Here is a 13,934-nt window from a genome sequence, read left to right as displayed (position 1 = left end):
GGTCTTACCTCTCCTCCAACTCGATCGCGAGCGTCGGGCAGCTGCGCACCGCCGCCTTCGCGGCCGGCAACGCCTCCGACGGCACCGCGCGCAGGTAGCGCAGGTTGCCGTTCGGGGTCAGCCGGAACAGCTGTCCGGCCTCGGCGGCACAGATGCCATACCTGCGGCAGCGGTCATTGTCCACGCTCACCCGATACCTACTCATGCCGCCGCCTCACCCGCTGCGTGGCGTCGGAACGCTTCGCAGGCTCCGCTCCTCCGGCGCCCTCCGCGGGATCGGTGGCGTCGTGGGTGTTCATGGTTCGCTCCGCAAGCTCCGCTCATGGCGCCACCTCACCCGCTGCGTGGCGCCGTGGGTTCGCTACGCAAGCTCCGCCAACTCCGCTCACGGCCCTCCTTCCGCCAGTCCTGCTGCCTCGAGCGCCTTCGGCGGCACGAGCCGCAGCGCGATCACCAGCACGGCGGGAATCAGCAGCGTAAGCCCACCGAGGGCCACCGTCGAGAGGGTGCCCCGGGCCAGCGCCTGGAAGAAGGCGTGCAGCACGCCCAACGCGAAGGCCGGGTACGCCAGCCGGTGGATCCACAGCCAGCGCCAGTAGGTCGTCCATCGTTTCAGTCCCACCGCGATCGACGCGGCCAGCATGCCCTCGAACGCCAGCGTCCCGAACGTGTCCCGGAGCGGGCCGGTGAACGGGATGATGATCCGGCCGAGGGGGAGGCCGTTGTCCATCACAAGGAACCCGACCCCGTGGACGAACGCGAACGCCAGTGTGATCGTCGCGAAGACCTGGTGGGACGCACGCAGGGCGTGCCGGCCCGTGAGCCGGTCGAACCAGCCCGTCGAAACCAGCACGCCCCACGTCAGGGTCAGGCACATGAGGGCGTACGCGAGTCTTGCCGACAGGATCGACAGCTCGCGTACGCCGTCATCGTGGCTCGCAGCCGCGATTTCTAGCATCGCCGTCCGGTGTTGATGCATCGGACGACCTGGTTCATCAGGTTCGCATCCATCACGTTCACGAAGTCGTTGTGGTCGGTGATCGGGCTGTGCTTCTCGTCGGGGAAAGCGTCCAGCGCGAACAGCTTGCCGCGTGGGAGGTTGTACTTCAAGGTGATCCTCAGCTGAGGAACGGCCTTGAAGCCCGCCGGGCAGTTGCCGGCCGCGTCCGCGAACGCGATGTGCGTGCGGTGGTTGGCACTGTCGGTGTTCCCGTCGTTACAGCCGGGGAAGTCCGCGATCCGGACCGTCTGGCTGCCGCGCGGGCACAGCGGGTACTTCGCGGTGATCCGGTTCTCGAACCCGGTGCAGGTCCACTTCGCGTTCTGGTTGGCGCCGGCCTGGGTGACCGACTTGGCGTTACCGGTGAGGATCCGGAGGAACTCCGGCATCGCCGCGACCGGGCCCTTGGCGTTGCCACGGAACTCGATCTTCGCCGAGGCCGGCAGGATCGGGTCGCCGAAGTTGTGGGCGTTCAGCGGGTCGACCGCCTTGGAGCCCTTGTTGCGGATCCGGATGATCGGCCAGAAGTACGCCGACTTGTCACCGTTCCTGCAGGTGGTGCCACCCGCGGCGAGGCTCTCGTTGGTCGAGAAGCCGTCCGTGGTCAGGTTGCCGACGTAGTCGTGCGTGTGCTGGGCGCCGTTCACGTTGCCCGGCGCGGCGATCATGTTCGCCGAGTTGTTGTGGCCGTTCTTGTTGGTGCCGCAGCTCACGTTGAACGTGCCGGTCGAGGCGCCGCGGCCGCGCTGGGTGCTCTGGTTCTGCCCGACGTTGGACGGGCGGACCTTGCGGATGTCCACGAAGTCCGACGCGACCGGGCCGAACTGGTCCTGGCACGCCTGGCCACCCGGGAAGCTCTGCATCGCGGCGCCGGCCGGCACCGAGGGCGCCGTCTCGGACGGCACGGGGCCACCCTGGTCGTTCGGGTTGGTCTGGTTGCCGCCACGGCCGCCACCCTGACCGCCACGCGGGTGACCGTTCAGCGACAGCATCTTGTCGCCGGCCAGCCAGCCCTTCTTCTTCGTGGTGGTGGTCGTCGTCTCGGTCGTCTCGTCCGGGATCGAGGTGCCGGTGTCGGTCGGCTGGTCGGTCGCGGTGCCCGAGGTGGTGGACTCGGAGGTCGTGTCGGAGGCGGTGCCGGTGTCGGTCGGCTGCTGGGTAGCCGTGTCCGAGGCGCTCGTTTCCGTCGTCGTCGTGGTCGCCGCCGGCGGCGCACTGCTGGACGGCGGAGTCGGCAGACACTCCTGACTCGCGGCGTTCTGGGCGTTCTGGTCGGCGGCGAAGGCGTTGCCGTAGATGCCGATGCCGACGGCGACACCGAGCGTCGTCACGGCCGCTATACCCGCCACCACCAGGCGTTTCCGGTTGTACTGCGGATTCTTGTGTCTTGCCATCTTGTGGTTGCCTCGTTTCGTGTGTTGCTCGGGGAACTGTCACCGAGAGCGGAAGCGGCGCGTCGGCGACCAGCCCGTCGAGACCAGCACGCTTCACCTGGATGTCGAAAACTTCGGTGGGCGCGTGCACGAGCTGCGCCTACATCACGGACAGCTCGTGCACGCGGTTCACATCAATCTCGCCAGCGGTCGGCCGGCCCTACTTGCATGTCTGTCCGTTGTTGATGCAGTCGACGGCCTGGGTCATCAGCTCCTCTGACATGACGTTCACGAAGTCGGCGTGGTCGGTGACCGGGTTGTGTTTCTCGTCGGGGAAGGCGTCCAGCGCGAACAGGACACCCTGGGGCAGCTCGTAGGTCAGCGTGATCCGCAACTGCGGGACCGCCTCGAAGCCGGCCGGGCAGGCGCCCTGCGCGTCGGCGAACGCGACGTGCGTGCGGTGGTTGGCGCTGTCGGTGTTCTTGCCGTCCCAGCAGCCCGGGAAGTCCGAGATCCGCACCAGGTTGCTGCCCTGCGGGCAGAGAGGGTACTTCGTCGTGATCCGGTCCTCGAACCCGGTGCAGGTCCACTTGGCGTTGGCGTTGGCGCCGCCGTTGGTCGACGCCTTCGCGTCACCGGTGATGATCCGGATGAACTCCGGCAGCGCCTCGACCTTGTCGACCGCGTTGCCGCGGAACTGCAGCTGCGCCGACACCGGCCGGACCGGGTCGCCGACGTTGTGCGCGTTCAGCGGGTCGACGGCCTTCGAGCCCTCGTTGCGCAGGCGGACGATCGGCCAGTAGTAGGTCGACTGGTCGCCGTTGGTGCAGGTCGTGCCCGCCGCCGCGAGGCTGTCGTTGTCGGTGAAGCCGTCGGTGTCCTCGTTGCCGACGTAGTCGTGCGTGTGCTGGGCACCGTTCTCGTTGCCGGGCGCGACGATGAAGTTCGCCGAGTTGCTGTGCCCGTTCTCGTTGGTGCCGCACTGGGACTCGAACGTGCCGGTCGAGCCGGTGTCCCTGGCCTGCGGGGAGTCCGCGAGGTTGTTCGGCGGGACGTCGTCGATGGCGACGAAGTCGCCCGGGTTCGGGCCGAGGACGTCCTGGCACTGGTCCCCACCAGGGAACTGGTCCATGCCGCCGTCCGGTGGCTCCGGTGCCTGCTCCGGCGGCTTCGGCCCGCCGTAGTCACCGCCGTTTCCGCCGCCGTTTCCACCGCCCTGCTGACCGCCGTTGTCGCCGTCACCCGCGTTGTCGCCGTTGTCACCTGCGCCGTTGTCACCTGCGCCGTTGTCACCGGCGTTGTCACCGGCGTCCTCGCCCGGGGCGCTGGAGCCGTTCGGGGGGTGGAAGGTCAGCAACTTGCCGCCGGCAAGCCAACCCTTCTTGGTCTCCGTCGAGTCCGGGATCGAGGTCCCGGTGTCGGTCGGCTGCTCGGTCGGCTGGTCGGTCGCCGTGCCGGTGCTCGTGTCGGTCGGTTCGGTCTCGTCCGGCGGGGACGTCTCCGAGGACTCCGACGACGTGGGCGGGGGCGCACTGTCCGTCGGCAGACACTGCTCGCTTGCCGCTCTGGGGTCCGGTTGGTCGGCGAACGCACTGCCGTAGATGCCGATGCCAACCGCGACGCCGATCGTCGTCACGGCCGCGATACCCGCTACGACCAGGCGTTTCCGGTTGTACCGCGGGTTATTGTGTCGAGCCATCGTTTGGTTGCCTCGTTTCGTGTTGCGGGACCCGCACCGCGCGCGGAGGTGGCGCGTCGCGGCGGGCGTTACCTCGGGTTTTCGAGGTCGCCGGTCCCCAGTGCGGTCACCGTGATCGGTCCGCGTGCGCCGGTCTCGGTGGCGCGTTCGCGGTGGCCGGCCCGGGAACCGCCGGGCTGGTGTGGTCGATCACGGCGTTGGTCGGAGGGAACGGACACGCGGACCCGCAGTTCGCTCGCGTGTCGTCTGGACTGCTGGCGTTCCGGTACCGCCCAGTACCCGGGTCGCCGCCCTGGATCGTCTCGTCGGTGGTGGTGGGGGCCTCCTCGCCGTCATCCCGGCTGCACGGCGGGGGATGCGCTGCCGGGGGACGGCGGGAGGCCGGGCGCCGAGGTGTGCACACTCCGAGGCCGCGCAGGCAACCGGGGTGAGCAGCGCCAACGGTGCCACCGCCACGACACGACCGAGGCGTTCTCCCTCCATATCGGACTAGACGTCGCCTGCGGTGTTGCGGCGATCGAGAGGGACGATCACCGCGACCATCGCTCTTCGGTCGCGTCGGGTGCTCATGAGTTTCCTTTCTTCGCAAGGATTTCCTCGGACACCAGCACGTGTGGTCACCAGCAAGTACGGACAACGAGAAATCACGGTTCAATCACGGCTAGGAAACAACTGTGACCTGGGTCACTCGACTTCGACCGCCCGATAGGGCAAAGATGTGTCCCCGTGAGCCGGCGTCCAAGATTGGAAGCAGCCGGCGCGGACGACGTCTCGGACAGACATGAGGCGCTCATCAGGGCTCTCTACCGGGAGTTCGGCGGAGCGTTGTTCGGTCACGTGCTGTACCTGACCGGCAACGATCGGCAATGGGCTGAAGATGTGGTGCAGGAGACCCTGGTCCGCGCATGGCGCAACGCGGATCGACTCGACCGCGAGTCAATCGGCGTACGCGCGTGGCTGTACACGGTCGCGCGCAACCTGGTCATCGATGGAAGGCGCAGCTCGAAGGTGCGCCCGCACGAGGTCGACGCCGCGCCGCTCGAGACGATGACCATCCCCGACGATTCGGAGAACTCCTTGTCCGCCATGGTGATCGCCGACGCGCTACAGGCGTTGAGCCCCAAACATCGCGAGGCGCTCGCCGAGACCTACCTCCGCGACCGCACGATCGAGGAGGCGGCGAGGGTGCTCGGCGTGCCGCAGGGGACGGTCAAGTCCCGCGTGTACTACGCGTTGAAGGCGCTACGGAACGCGCTCGAGGAAGTCTGACAGCGCTTGTGGCGTAAGGCATCTAGGCCGATCGGCCCTGCGGTAAGGGAGCGCGATCGGCCTAGCCGTAACCAAGGTCACGCAGCGCGATCCGGGGATCTCAGTGTGCCACCGCCCACACCAGCATCGGGAAGGACCGGTGCAGCTCTCGCTCCCAGTAGGGCCACGCGTGATGACCGGGACCGTAGAAGTCGGTGCGCACAGGTATGCCGTACCGCCGCAGCTGGTCCGCCACCGCGACCGACTGCTCACCGAGCAGCTGCTCCAGGCCGTCGACGCCGGAGCCCGGCGCGTCGAACGGCCCGGCCTCTCCGTTGCCGGCCGAGATGAACACCTTCGTCCCGCGTAGCCGTCGTGCCAGGTCGAACGGGTTGTGTGCGGCCCAGACGTCCGCGTTCGCGACCGGGTCGCCCCAGAGCCCGAGCGGGTCGGCGCCGGTGCCGCGGACGATGTCGAGCACCAGCCGGGTGCTCCTCGCCCCCTGGTAGGTCGGGTGTGCGACGCCGCTGAACGACGCGACGGCGCGGAAGAACCCGGGATGCCGGCCGGCGTAGGACAGGGCGCCGAACCCGCCCATCGACAGGCCCGCGACCGCGCGCCGGGGCCCGGACCGGTACTCGTGCTCGACGATCCGGCGCAGCTCCGTGAGGTGGAACGTCTCCCATCGCGGGCCGGAGAGCCAGTCCGAGTAGAAGCCGCCAGGACCTCCTTCCGGCATCACGATCAGGACGTTCGTGTGGGCGGACAGCTCCTCGACGTCGGTCTTGTCGGTCCAGCTGCGGAAGCCGGTGTCGCCGTCGCAGCAACCGTGGAGCAGGTAGAGCGTCGGCCACCGCCGGCCCGGGTGACGGTCGTAGTCGGGTGGCAGCAGCAGGCGCACGCCGACGTCGTGGCCGACGGCGGGGGAACGGACGACCAGCTCGACCAACCGGTCGTCGAGCCGAGTGGTCGAGACCACCCACGCGGCGGTGCGAACCGCCGCGGCCGGGACGGTGAGCAGCGTGCTGAAGACCAGCACCAGGGCCAGCAGGAAACCCTTGAACCGCACCATGACCTCCTCGTGATGCCGAGTTCCGGTGTCACCTGCAGTCAACCCCCGCTGGCTGTGAGTGGTCAACAAAACCGGCTGGCGCCGTTACCTACTGTGGTGGCATGGACCGGATTCTTGTCACGGGAAGCGCCGGACACCTCGGTGAGGCGCTGGTGCGGGTGCTGTCGGACCTCGGCCACGACGTGGTCGGGCTCGACGTGCTGGACTCGCCGTTCACCACGGTGGTCGGGTCGATCGGCGACCGGGACGTGGTGCGGTCGTGCCTGCGGGGGGTCACGGCGGTGCTGCATCCGGCGACCCTGCACAAGCCGCACGTCGGCTCGCACGAGCGGCAGGAGTTCGTCGACACCAACATCACCGGCACGCTGACGCTGCTGACGGAGTCGGTGGCGGCCGGCGTCGAGAGGTTCGTGTTCACCAGCACCACCAGCGCGTTCGGCCGGGCACTGACGTCCGGCGGCGCCGCCGCGACCTGGGTCACCGAGGACGTCGTGCCGGTGCCGCGCAACATCTACGGCGTCACGAAGACGGCCGCGGAGAACCTGTGCGAGCTCGTGCACCGCGACCACGGCCTGCCGGTGGTGGTCCTGCGGACGTCCCGGTTCTTCGCCGAGCCGGACGACCGCGACGAGGTCCGCACCGCCTACGCGGACGCCAACCTCAAGGCCAACGAGTACCTGTACCGGCGGGTGGACCTCCAGGACGTGGTCGACGCGCACCTGCTGGCGATGGCGAAGGCGCCGGAGATCGGCTTCGACCGGTTCATCGTGAGCGCGACGACCCCGTTCACGCGTAGCGACCTGGCCGAGTTGCACGGGTCGGCGGCGGACGTGGTGGCCAGGCTCTTTCCCGCGCAGCCGGGGGAGTACGCGCGGCGCGGCTGGCGCATGTTCGACGAGATCGACCGGGTCTACGTGAACGACCGGGCGCGGGAGGCGCTCGGCTGGACGCCGCGGTACGACTTCGCGCACGTGCTGTCGGCGCTGTCCGCCGGCGAGGACTTCCGCAGCCCGCTGGCGCTGGCGGTCGGCGCGAAGGGCTATCACGCGGAGACGACCGGGGTCTACACGGTCCGCTGAGCGGGTACGACAAAGCGCCGCCCGGACCTGTAAGGCCCGGGCGGCGCCCGTTTCTCGAACCGGTAGGACCGTCAGCCCATCAGAAGTACGTGAAGGTGACGTCCGCGTTGCCCGTCGTGTTCGAGTTCCGCAGGAACCACAGGATGTGCTCGGGGTCGGTGTTGAAGTCGACCACACCCGGGGTGTCGGTGTTGTTGCCGTCCCAGTCGCCCGTGACGGGCCAGTGCACCGGAATCGGGTCGCCGTAGCTGAGGCCGATGTCCGCCCCACCCGCGGAGTTCGAGTTGCGGAGCAGCCAGGTGCCGTTGCGGACCAGGCCCGGGGTGTCGCTGCCGTCGCCGTTCCAGTCACCCACCACGGGGAAACCGATCTCGCCCTGGTCGCCGTAGGTGAAGCTCACGTTCGCCCCACCGGTGGTGTTGGAGTTCCGCAGGAGCCACTGGTTGTCACGGATGAGCCCGGGGGTGTCCGTGTTGTTGTTGTCCCAGTCGCCCACCACCGGGAAACCCGACTCGTTCGGGTCGCCGTAGGTGAAGCTCACGTTCGCCCCACCGGTGGTGTTGGAGTTGCGCAGGAACCAGTCACCACCGCGGACGAGGCCGACGGTGTCGATGCCGTCCCCGTTCCAGTCGCCGACCACCGGGAAGCCGAACTCCCCCTCGTCGCCGTACTGGAACACGATCTGCGGGTCACCGGAGTCGTTCGAGTTCCGCAGGAGCCACACGCCCGTGCTGAAGTCGAACAGGCCCGGGGTGTCGATGCCGTCCCCGTTCCAGTCCCCGGAGAGCGCGACGCCGTTGCTGAACGACTGGATCCCCACGTCCTTCCGGTCGGGTGCCGCGGTTGCCTGCGCAGTGCCGAAAAGCAGTACAGCGGCAGTCGCCCCGATTGCCACAGCACCCAGTCTAGCTAGCTTCATTGGTTTCTTGCCCCCATGCGATTTTTAAGGTTCCAGATGTTCTCTTGCGCGAAAACAGCGCTAAACCCCCGACGTTCGCGAACGACTTCCAACTGGCTAGCGCCCCCCAGTTGACCGTCCAAAGTGTCGCAAAAACCAAGTTACCCGGAAGTCGTGTGTGCCGTCAACGAAGTACCAGACGAAGTTTCAGCTGGTGGATCGTTCGACCGTTCAGGCACAGAAGATTCCGCCAACTGGCGGCCAACCCGAGGTGGTCATGGGAAAGAGCGCGGCCCGGACCGGAAAGGTCCGGGCCGCGCCCGTTTCCTATGGCGTCGGTTCATACGGCGTAACCGAAGCAGAAGTCGGCGATTCCCGTGGTGTTCGAATTGCGTAGGCACCACAGGATCGGACCCTGGTTGAAATCGACCACACCCGGGGTGTTGGTCTCGTCACCGTCCCAGTCGCCGGTGACCGGCCAGTGCTGGGGCCACGGGTCTCCGTAGGTGAAGGAGACGTTCGCGGGACCGCTGGAGTTGGCGTTCCGCAGGAACCACGTGCCGTCGCGGACCAGGCCGGGTGAGTCCGTGCCGTTGCCGTTCCAGTCACCCGCCAGCGGAATGCCGGTCTCGTTCTGGCTGCCGTAGGTGAAGTCGACGTTCGCCCCACCGGTGGAGTTGGTGTCGCGTAGGAACCAGTGGTTGTCCCGGACGAGGCCCGGTGTGTCGATGCCGTCCTCGTTCCAGTCGCCGACCACGGGGAAGCCCGTCTCGCCGGGGTCGCCGAACCTGAGGACCACGTCGGCGAAGCCACTGCCGAGGAAGTTCGACAGGTACCAGGTGTCGCCGCGGACGAGCCCGACGGTGTCGATGCCGTCCCCGTCCCAGTCGCCGACCACCGGGAAGCCCGCCTCGCCGGGATCCCCGTACTGGAACTCGATGTTCGTACCGCCGGTGGTGTTCGAGTTCCGCAGGTGCCAGACGGCTTTGCCGTAGTAGCCGGCCGTGTCGATGCCGTCCCCGTTCCAGTCGCCGGCGAGCGTGACCCCGTTGCTGGACATGATGCCCGGGTCGTCGCGGTCCGGCGTGGCGGTGGCGGTGGTGGTGTCGAGAAGCAGCACCGTGGCCGTGGACACCACCGCGCCGATGGCCACGGTTCTGATCTTGCTCATTTTCGTCGAGCCCCCAGTGATGAATTTGTCGGGCACCGCGCGACGCCGCGCGGGAGCACCTCCCGGATCAGCGAAGACCCCGGGAGGTGCGGTGTGCGGATCGTTGTGGCGTCAGCCCATCAGAAGTAGTTGAAGGTGACGTCGGCGATTCCCGAGTCGTTCGTGTTGCGCAGATGCCAGACGAACGGGCTCTGGTTGAGATCGACCACACCCGGGGTGCCGGTTCCGTTGCCGTCCCAGTCGCCCGCGGTCGGCCAGTGCAGCGGCACCGGGTTGCCGTAGGCGAAGGTCAGGTTCGCGGGACCGCTGGTGTTGGAGTTGCGCAGCAACCAGACGCCGTCGCGGACCAGGCCCGGTGAGTCCGTGCCGTTGCCGTTCCAGTCGCCCACGAGCGGGCTGCCGGTCTCGTTCTGGCTGCCGTAGGTGAAGTCGATGTCCGCCCTACCACCGCTGTTGGCGTTCCGCAGCAGCCACCGGTTGTCCCGGACCAGGCCCGGCGTGTCGATGCCGTCCTCGTTCCAGTCGCCGGCCACCGGGAAGCCCGTCTCGTTGGGGTCGCCGTACTTGTAGACCACGTCCGCGAAGCCGTTGCCGAGGAAGTTCGACAGCAGCCAGGTGTCGCCGCGGACGAGGCCGACGGTGTCGAAGCCGTCGCCGTCCCAGTCGCCGACCACGGGGAAGCCCTCCTCGCTGTCGTCCCCGTACTGGAAGGCGATTTCCGGGCCGCCGGAGGTGTTGGAGTCGTGCAGGTACCAGAAACCGCCGAAGAAGAAGCCGGGGGTGTCGATGCCGTCGCCGTTCCAGTCGCCGGTGAGGATCAGTCCGTCGCTGGACAGGATCCCCGGGTCGTCCCGGTCGGGTGTCGCGGTGGCCGAACTGGTGTTGAGAACCAGTGCCGTCGCCGTGGCCGCCGCTATTGCGGCCATGGTTCTGAGTTTGGATATGTTCATTCCTGTTCCCCCAGGTAATGAATTGAGTGGATATTCTGGGCGCAATCGATCGCCACTAATTTAATCCCCGACTTTTGCGGCAACTTTTCAGCTGGTCGACTGTCCAAAGTTTGCCGCTTTGACAACGTACCGCAAGCGTTTGCCCACGTCAACGGACTGTTCGGCGGCTTTCTGGGCCGTTAGTGGAAAAGGATCTGTTCGGCCGTTCGGTACTCGCGCGTTGCGCCGAGTGGCCGTCCGGCCAGCTGGCAAACGGGAACCTACCGCCGGCCCAGGCCCGCCGGTAGGTTGCCGACATGGCCTTTTCCCCCCTGCGCCGGGCCGTGCTGGTCGTGGCGGCGACCGCCCTGGCCGGGTTGGTCGTCTCTCCGGCGACCGCGACCGCCGCGCCCCGCCCGCCACACGTCCACGGCACGGAGACGGTGCCCGTCTACGACTACGCCAACGCCATCCGGGAGAGCGTCTGGGTCACCACCCGGCTCGACAACGACGGCGACGGCGTGCCCGACAAGGTGGCCGTCGACCTCGTGCGGCCGAGGGAGGCCGCGGCCGGCAAGGTGCCGGTCATCATGGACGCCTCGCCGTACTACCAGTGCTGCGGCCGGGGCAACGAGAGCGAGGTGAAGCAGTACGCCGCCGACGGCACGGTGACCAAGTTCCCGCTCTTCTACGACAACTACTTCGTGCCGCGCGGGTACGCGTTCGCCGCGGTCGACTTCAACGGCACCAGCCGGTCCACCGGTTGCGGCGACGTCGGCGGCCGCGAGGAGATCGAGGGCGTGAAGGCCGCGATCGACTGGCTGAACGGGCGCGCCAGGGCCACCTACGCCGACGGCACCCCGGCCCGCGCCACCTGGACCAGCGGCAAGGTGGGCATGATCGGCAAGTCGTGGGACGGCTCGGTCGCCAACGGCGTCGCGGCCACCGGTGTCGAGGGCCTGAAGACGATCGTCCCGATCTCGGCCATCTCCAGCTGGTACGACTACTACCGGGACAACGGCGCCCTCTACACGGTCAACGGCGGCGCGGACTGGCTGTCCGGCTTCGTCAACGGCCGGCCCGACGAGGTGTGCCAGCCGGTGCGGGACGCGCTGCTCGCCGGCGAGGACAACGTCAACGGCAGCTTCAACGCGTTCTGGGCGGAGCGGAACTTCGTGCCGGACGCCCGCAAGGTCAAGGCCAGCGTGTTCGTCGTGCACGGCATCAACGACCAGAACGTGGAGCCGAAGCACTTCGCGCAGTGGTGGGCGGCCCTGGCACGCAACCACGTCCCGCGCAAGATCTGGCTGAGCCAGGAGGGGCACGTCGACCCCTTCGACTTCCGGCGCCCCGAGTGGGTGGAGACCCTGCACCGCTGGTTCGACTACTGGCTGCAGGGCCTGCCGAACGGCGTCATGCGTGAGCCCATGGCCACTATCGAGCGCAACCCGGACGGCTGGGTGAACGAGTCGACCTGGCCGGCGCGCGGCGCCTTCACCCTGCCGGTCTCGCTGGGCGCGGGCAACGGCACCGCCGGCACGCTGGGCCTGACCCACACGACCGGCACGCAGACCGTGGTGGACAACCCGAACCTCCGCGAGCGGGACGCGATAGCGAACCCCAACACCGCGGTGGCCGGCCGGGCGGTCTTCCTGTCCGCGCCGCTGCCGAGGGACCTACGGATCAGCGGCACGACCACGATCTCCCTGCGCGTCAAGGTCGACAGGCCGAACACGGAACTGTCGGCGCGGCTCGTCGACTACGGCACGGCGACCCGCGTCAACTACCAGGGCGCCCAGGAGGGAATTCGCACCCTGTCCACCGAGTCCTGCTACGGCGCGTCCACCGCGGCGGACGACTCCTGCTACCGGGACTCGGTCAAGGACGTGGTGACGTCCGACGCGGCCGTCCTGACCCGGGGCTGGGTGGACGCGGCCCACCGCGACTCGCTGTCGAACCCGAGCCTGTTGCAGCCGGACCGCTGGTACACGGTGAACTTCGACCTGATGGCCCACGACAAGGTGCTGCCGGCCGGCCGCGTGCTCGGGCTCGTGCTGACGGTGTCCGACCAGCAGTCCACGGTGCCGACCAGCACGGGCGCGACCGTCCGGCTGGACCTGGGCCACAGCCGGCTCGGCCTGCCGGTGTCCCTGGCGCCGGGCGCGACGGCGCTGGCGGAGACCACGGTGGCGCCACAGGTCGCGGCCACCAGGGTGCTGGACGTCCAGGAGAGCGACCGGGACCTGAGGCGAGTGCCGGCGAACTGACGCCGGGCGGCCCCCGCCTCCTCACCGGGAGGCGGGGGCCCTGCGTCCCACGAGATGGAAGACGCGGCTGAGCCGCCGGTACGGGTCGCGCCGGCTGGCCGCCAGCTCGACCGCGGCCACCTGTGCCGAGTCGGCCGGGTCCAGGTCGGTGCCGCCGAACTCGAGCCAGTCGACGAAGAGCCACACGCCGTACCAGCGCAGCGGCTCCACACCGCCGTCCCGGACGAGGTCACTCAGCTCGTCGACAGTGTCGGCGCGGCCAGGCACGCCCAGCACGCCGATCTCCGTCCGCGCGTCGAACGAGGCGAGGGCGTCGTCCCAGCGGCGTTCCATGGCCGGGCGTACCGCCGCGGCGTCGGCGTTGCCCGTCATGATCGAGACGAGACCACCGGGGGCGACGCAGCGGCAGAGCTGGTCGACCATCGCGTCGGGCCGCGCCAGGTAGCCGAGCACGCCATGGCACAGCACGGCGTCGAAGTGCCGGCCGTCGAGGGCCTCGACGGCGTGCTCACCGTCGGCCTGGACGAAGGACACTCGTCGCCTGGCCTCGGCGGGGAGCCGTTCGAGCCGTTGCCGGGCCCTGTCCAGCATCGCCGGCGAGGAGTCGAGCAGGGTCACGTCGTAGCCGGCATCCGCCAGTGGAAACGACTGGTGCCCCGCGCCGCCGCCGACGTCGAGGACGGTCGCCGGTGGTGGCGGCAGGTGCTCGAGGAGGTGCTGGTGCAGCACGTAGGTGCGCACGTACCCCTTCACCGTGGCATAGGCCTCGTCGACGAACGGGCCGGCCAGGCCGGCCCAGGTGTCCTCGCTCACCACGCCACGCTATCGCGCGGCCGTGGGCGCCGCCGCCGTGTGTCCGAAGTGGACGGAAGGGTGGACGGAAGGGTGGACGGGGTCCCTGAGGGGAGGAAAGGGACCCCGTCCGGTCGGTTGGCTCTACGGCTGGTTCGGGGACCTTCCCGGCGCCGGATGGGTGCGTGACCCAACCGTTACCGGACCCGGACGGCCTGTTCGTTCACCTCCGGTTGACGCGCCGTTCGTGATGGGCGATTAGAAAGCGCCCATGACGAACGATCGGGTCAGCAGGCGGACGATGTTGCGGGCGAGTGCGGTCGGCGCGGGGGTGCTCGCCGCCGGGGTCGCCGCACCCGGGGTCGCGCTGGCGGCCGGGAACGGGCGGCCGGTCCTCACGCACGGC

12 protein-coding genes are annotated in these 13,934 nt (G+C 68.8%); 3 read left to right on the top strand and 9 right to left on the bottom strand.

The genetic code is table 11. From position 1 onward, the window contains the following. Positions 1-4: 4 nt before the first annotated feature. The 4 genes from VET29_RS16795 to VET29_RS16780 all read right to left on the bottom strand — a co-directional run bounded on the left by VET29_RS16795 (position 5) and on the right by VET29_RS16780 (position 4,072). A complete protein-coding gene (locus tag VET29_RS16795; RefSeq protein ID WP_324921179.1) occupies positions 5-205 on the bottom strand; it encodes a ferredoxin in 201 nt (66 codons plus the stop codon). A gap of 180 nt (positions 206-385) precedes the next feature. Next, a complete protein-coding gene (locus tag VET29_RS16790) occupies positions 386-958 on the bottom strand; it encodes a ferric reductase-like transmembrane domain-containing protein (RefSeq protein ID WP_324921177.1) in 573 nt (190 codons plus the stop codon). Continuing rightward, a complete protein-coding gene (locus VET29_RS16785; RefSeq protein ID WP_324921175.1) occupies positions 952-2,394 on the bottom strand; it encodes a DUF1996 domain-containing protein in 1,443 nt (480 codons plus the stop codon). The genes VET29_RS16790 and VET29_RS16785 overlap by 7 nt, the downstream gene beginning before the upstream one ends. Positions 2,395-2,593: 199 nt before the next feature. Beyond that, positions 2,594-4,072, bottom strand: coding sequence for a DUF1996 domain-containing protein (locus VET29_RS16780; protein ID WP_324921173.1), 1,479 nt, complete (start codon positions 4,070-4,072; stop codon positions 2,594-2,596). 744 nt (positions 4,073-4,816) lie between these two features. Here VET29_RS16780 and VET29_RS16775 point away from each other — a divergent pair. Further along, positions 4,817-5,341: a sigma-70 family RNA polymerase sigma factor gene (locus tag VET29_RS16775; RefSeq protein WP_414636515.1), complete on the top strand. Its 525-nt coding sequence runs from the start codon at positions 4,817-4,819 to the stop codon at positions 5,339-5,341. 100 nt (positions 5,342-5,441) lie between these two features. Here VET29_RS16775 and VET29_RS16770 read toward each other — a convergent pair whose 3' ends face one another. Next, positions 5,442-6,392 (bottom strand): alpha/beta hydrolase family protein, encoded by a 951-nt coding sequence (locus tag VET29_RS16770; protein ID WP_324921169.1) that lies wholly within the window; start codon positions 6,390-6,392, stop codon positions 5,442-5,444. 101 nt (positions 6,393-6,493) lie between these two features. Here VET29_RS16770 and VET29_RS16765 point away from each other — a divergent pair, with 101 nt between their 5' ends. Further along, positions 6,494-7,471: an NAD(P)-dependent oxidoreductase gene (locus VET29_RS16765; RefSeq protein ID WP_324921166.1), complete on the top strand. Its 978-nt coding sequence runs from the start codon at positions 6,494-6,496 to the stop codon at positions 7,469-7,471. 79 nt (positions 7,472-7,550) lie between these two features. Here VET29_RS16765 and VET29_RS16760 read toward each other — a convergent pair whose 3' ends face one another. From VET29_RS16760 to VET29_RS16750, 3 genes are all read right to left on the bottom strand, one after another. Then, complete coding sequence (locus VET29_RS16760; RefSeq protein WP_324921164.1) at positions 7,551-8,366, bottom strand: hypothetical protein; 816 nt, start codon at positions 8,364-8,366, stop codon at positions 7,551-7,553. Positions 8,367-8,709: 343 nt separating this feature from the next. Beyond that, on the bottom strand, positions 8,710-9,540 hold the full coding sequence (locus VET29_RS16755) for a hypothetical protein (protein ID WP_324921162.1): 831 nt from the start codon (positions 9,538-9,540) through the stop codon (positions 8,710-8,712). Between the two features lie 119 nt (positions 9,541-9,659). Continuing rightward, on the bottom strand, positions 9,660-10,466 hold the full coding sequence (locus tag VET29_RS16750) for a hypothetical protein (RefSeq protein WP_324921160.1): 807 nt from the start codon (positions 10,464-10,466) through the stop codon (positions 9,660-9,662). A 320-nt stretch (positions 10,467-10,786) separates the two neighbouring features. Between VET29_RS16750 and VET29_RS16745 the strand changes: the two genes are divergently transcribed. Further along, positions 10,787-12,736 (top strand): Xaa-Pro dipeptidyl-peptidase, encoded by a 1,950-nt coding sequence (locus VET29_RS16745; RefSeq protein WP_324921158.1) that lies wholly within the window; start codon positions 10,787-10,789, stop codon positions 12,734-12,736. Positions 12,737-12,757: 21 nt separating this feature from the next. Here VET29_RS16745 and VET29_RS16740 read toward each other — a convergent pair whose 3' ends face one another. Continuing rightward, positions 12,758-13,549 (bottom strand): class I SAM-dependent methyltransferase, encoded by a 792-nt coding sequence (locus VET29_RS16740; RefSeq protein WP_324921156.1) that lies wholly within the window; start codon positions 13,547-13,549, stop codon positions 12,758-12,760. Between the last annotated feature and the right edge of the window lie 385 nt (positions 13,550-13,934).

This window comes from Actinophytocola sp., assembly GCF_035634895.1.
Taxonomy (GTDB): Bacteria; Actinomycetota; Actinomycetes; order Mycobacteriales; family Pseudonocardiaceae; genus Actinophytocola.
Note: the sequence above shows the minus strand (reverse complement) of the source record. Positions and strands in the feature narration are given on the sequence as shown.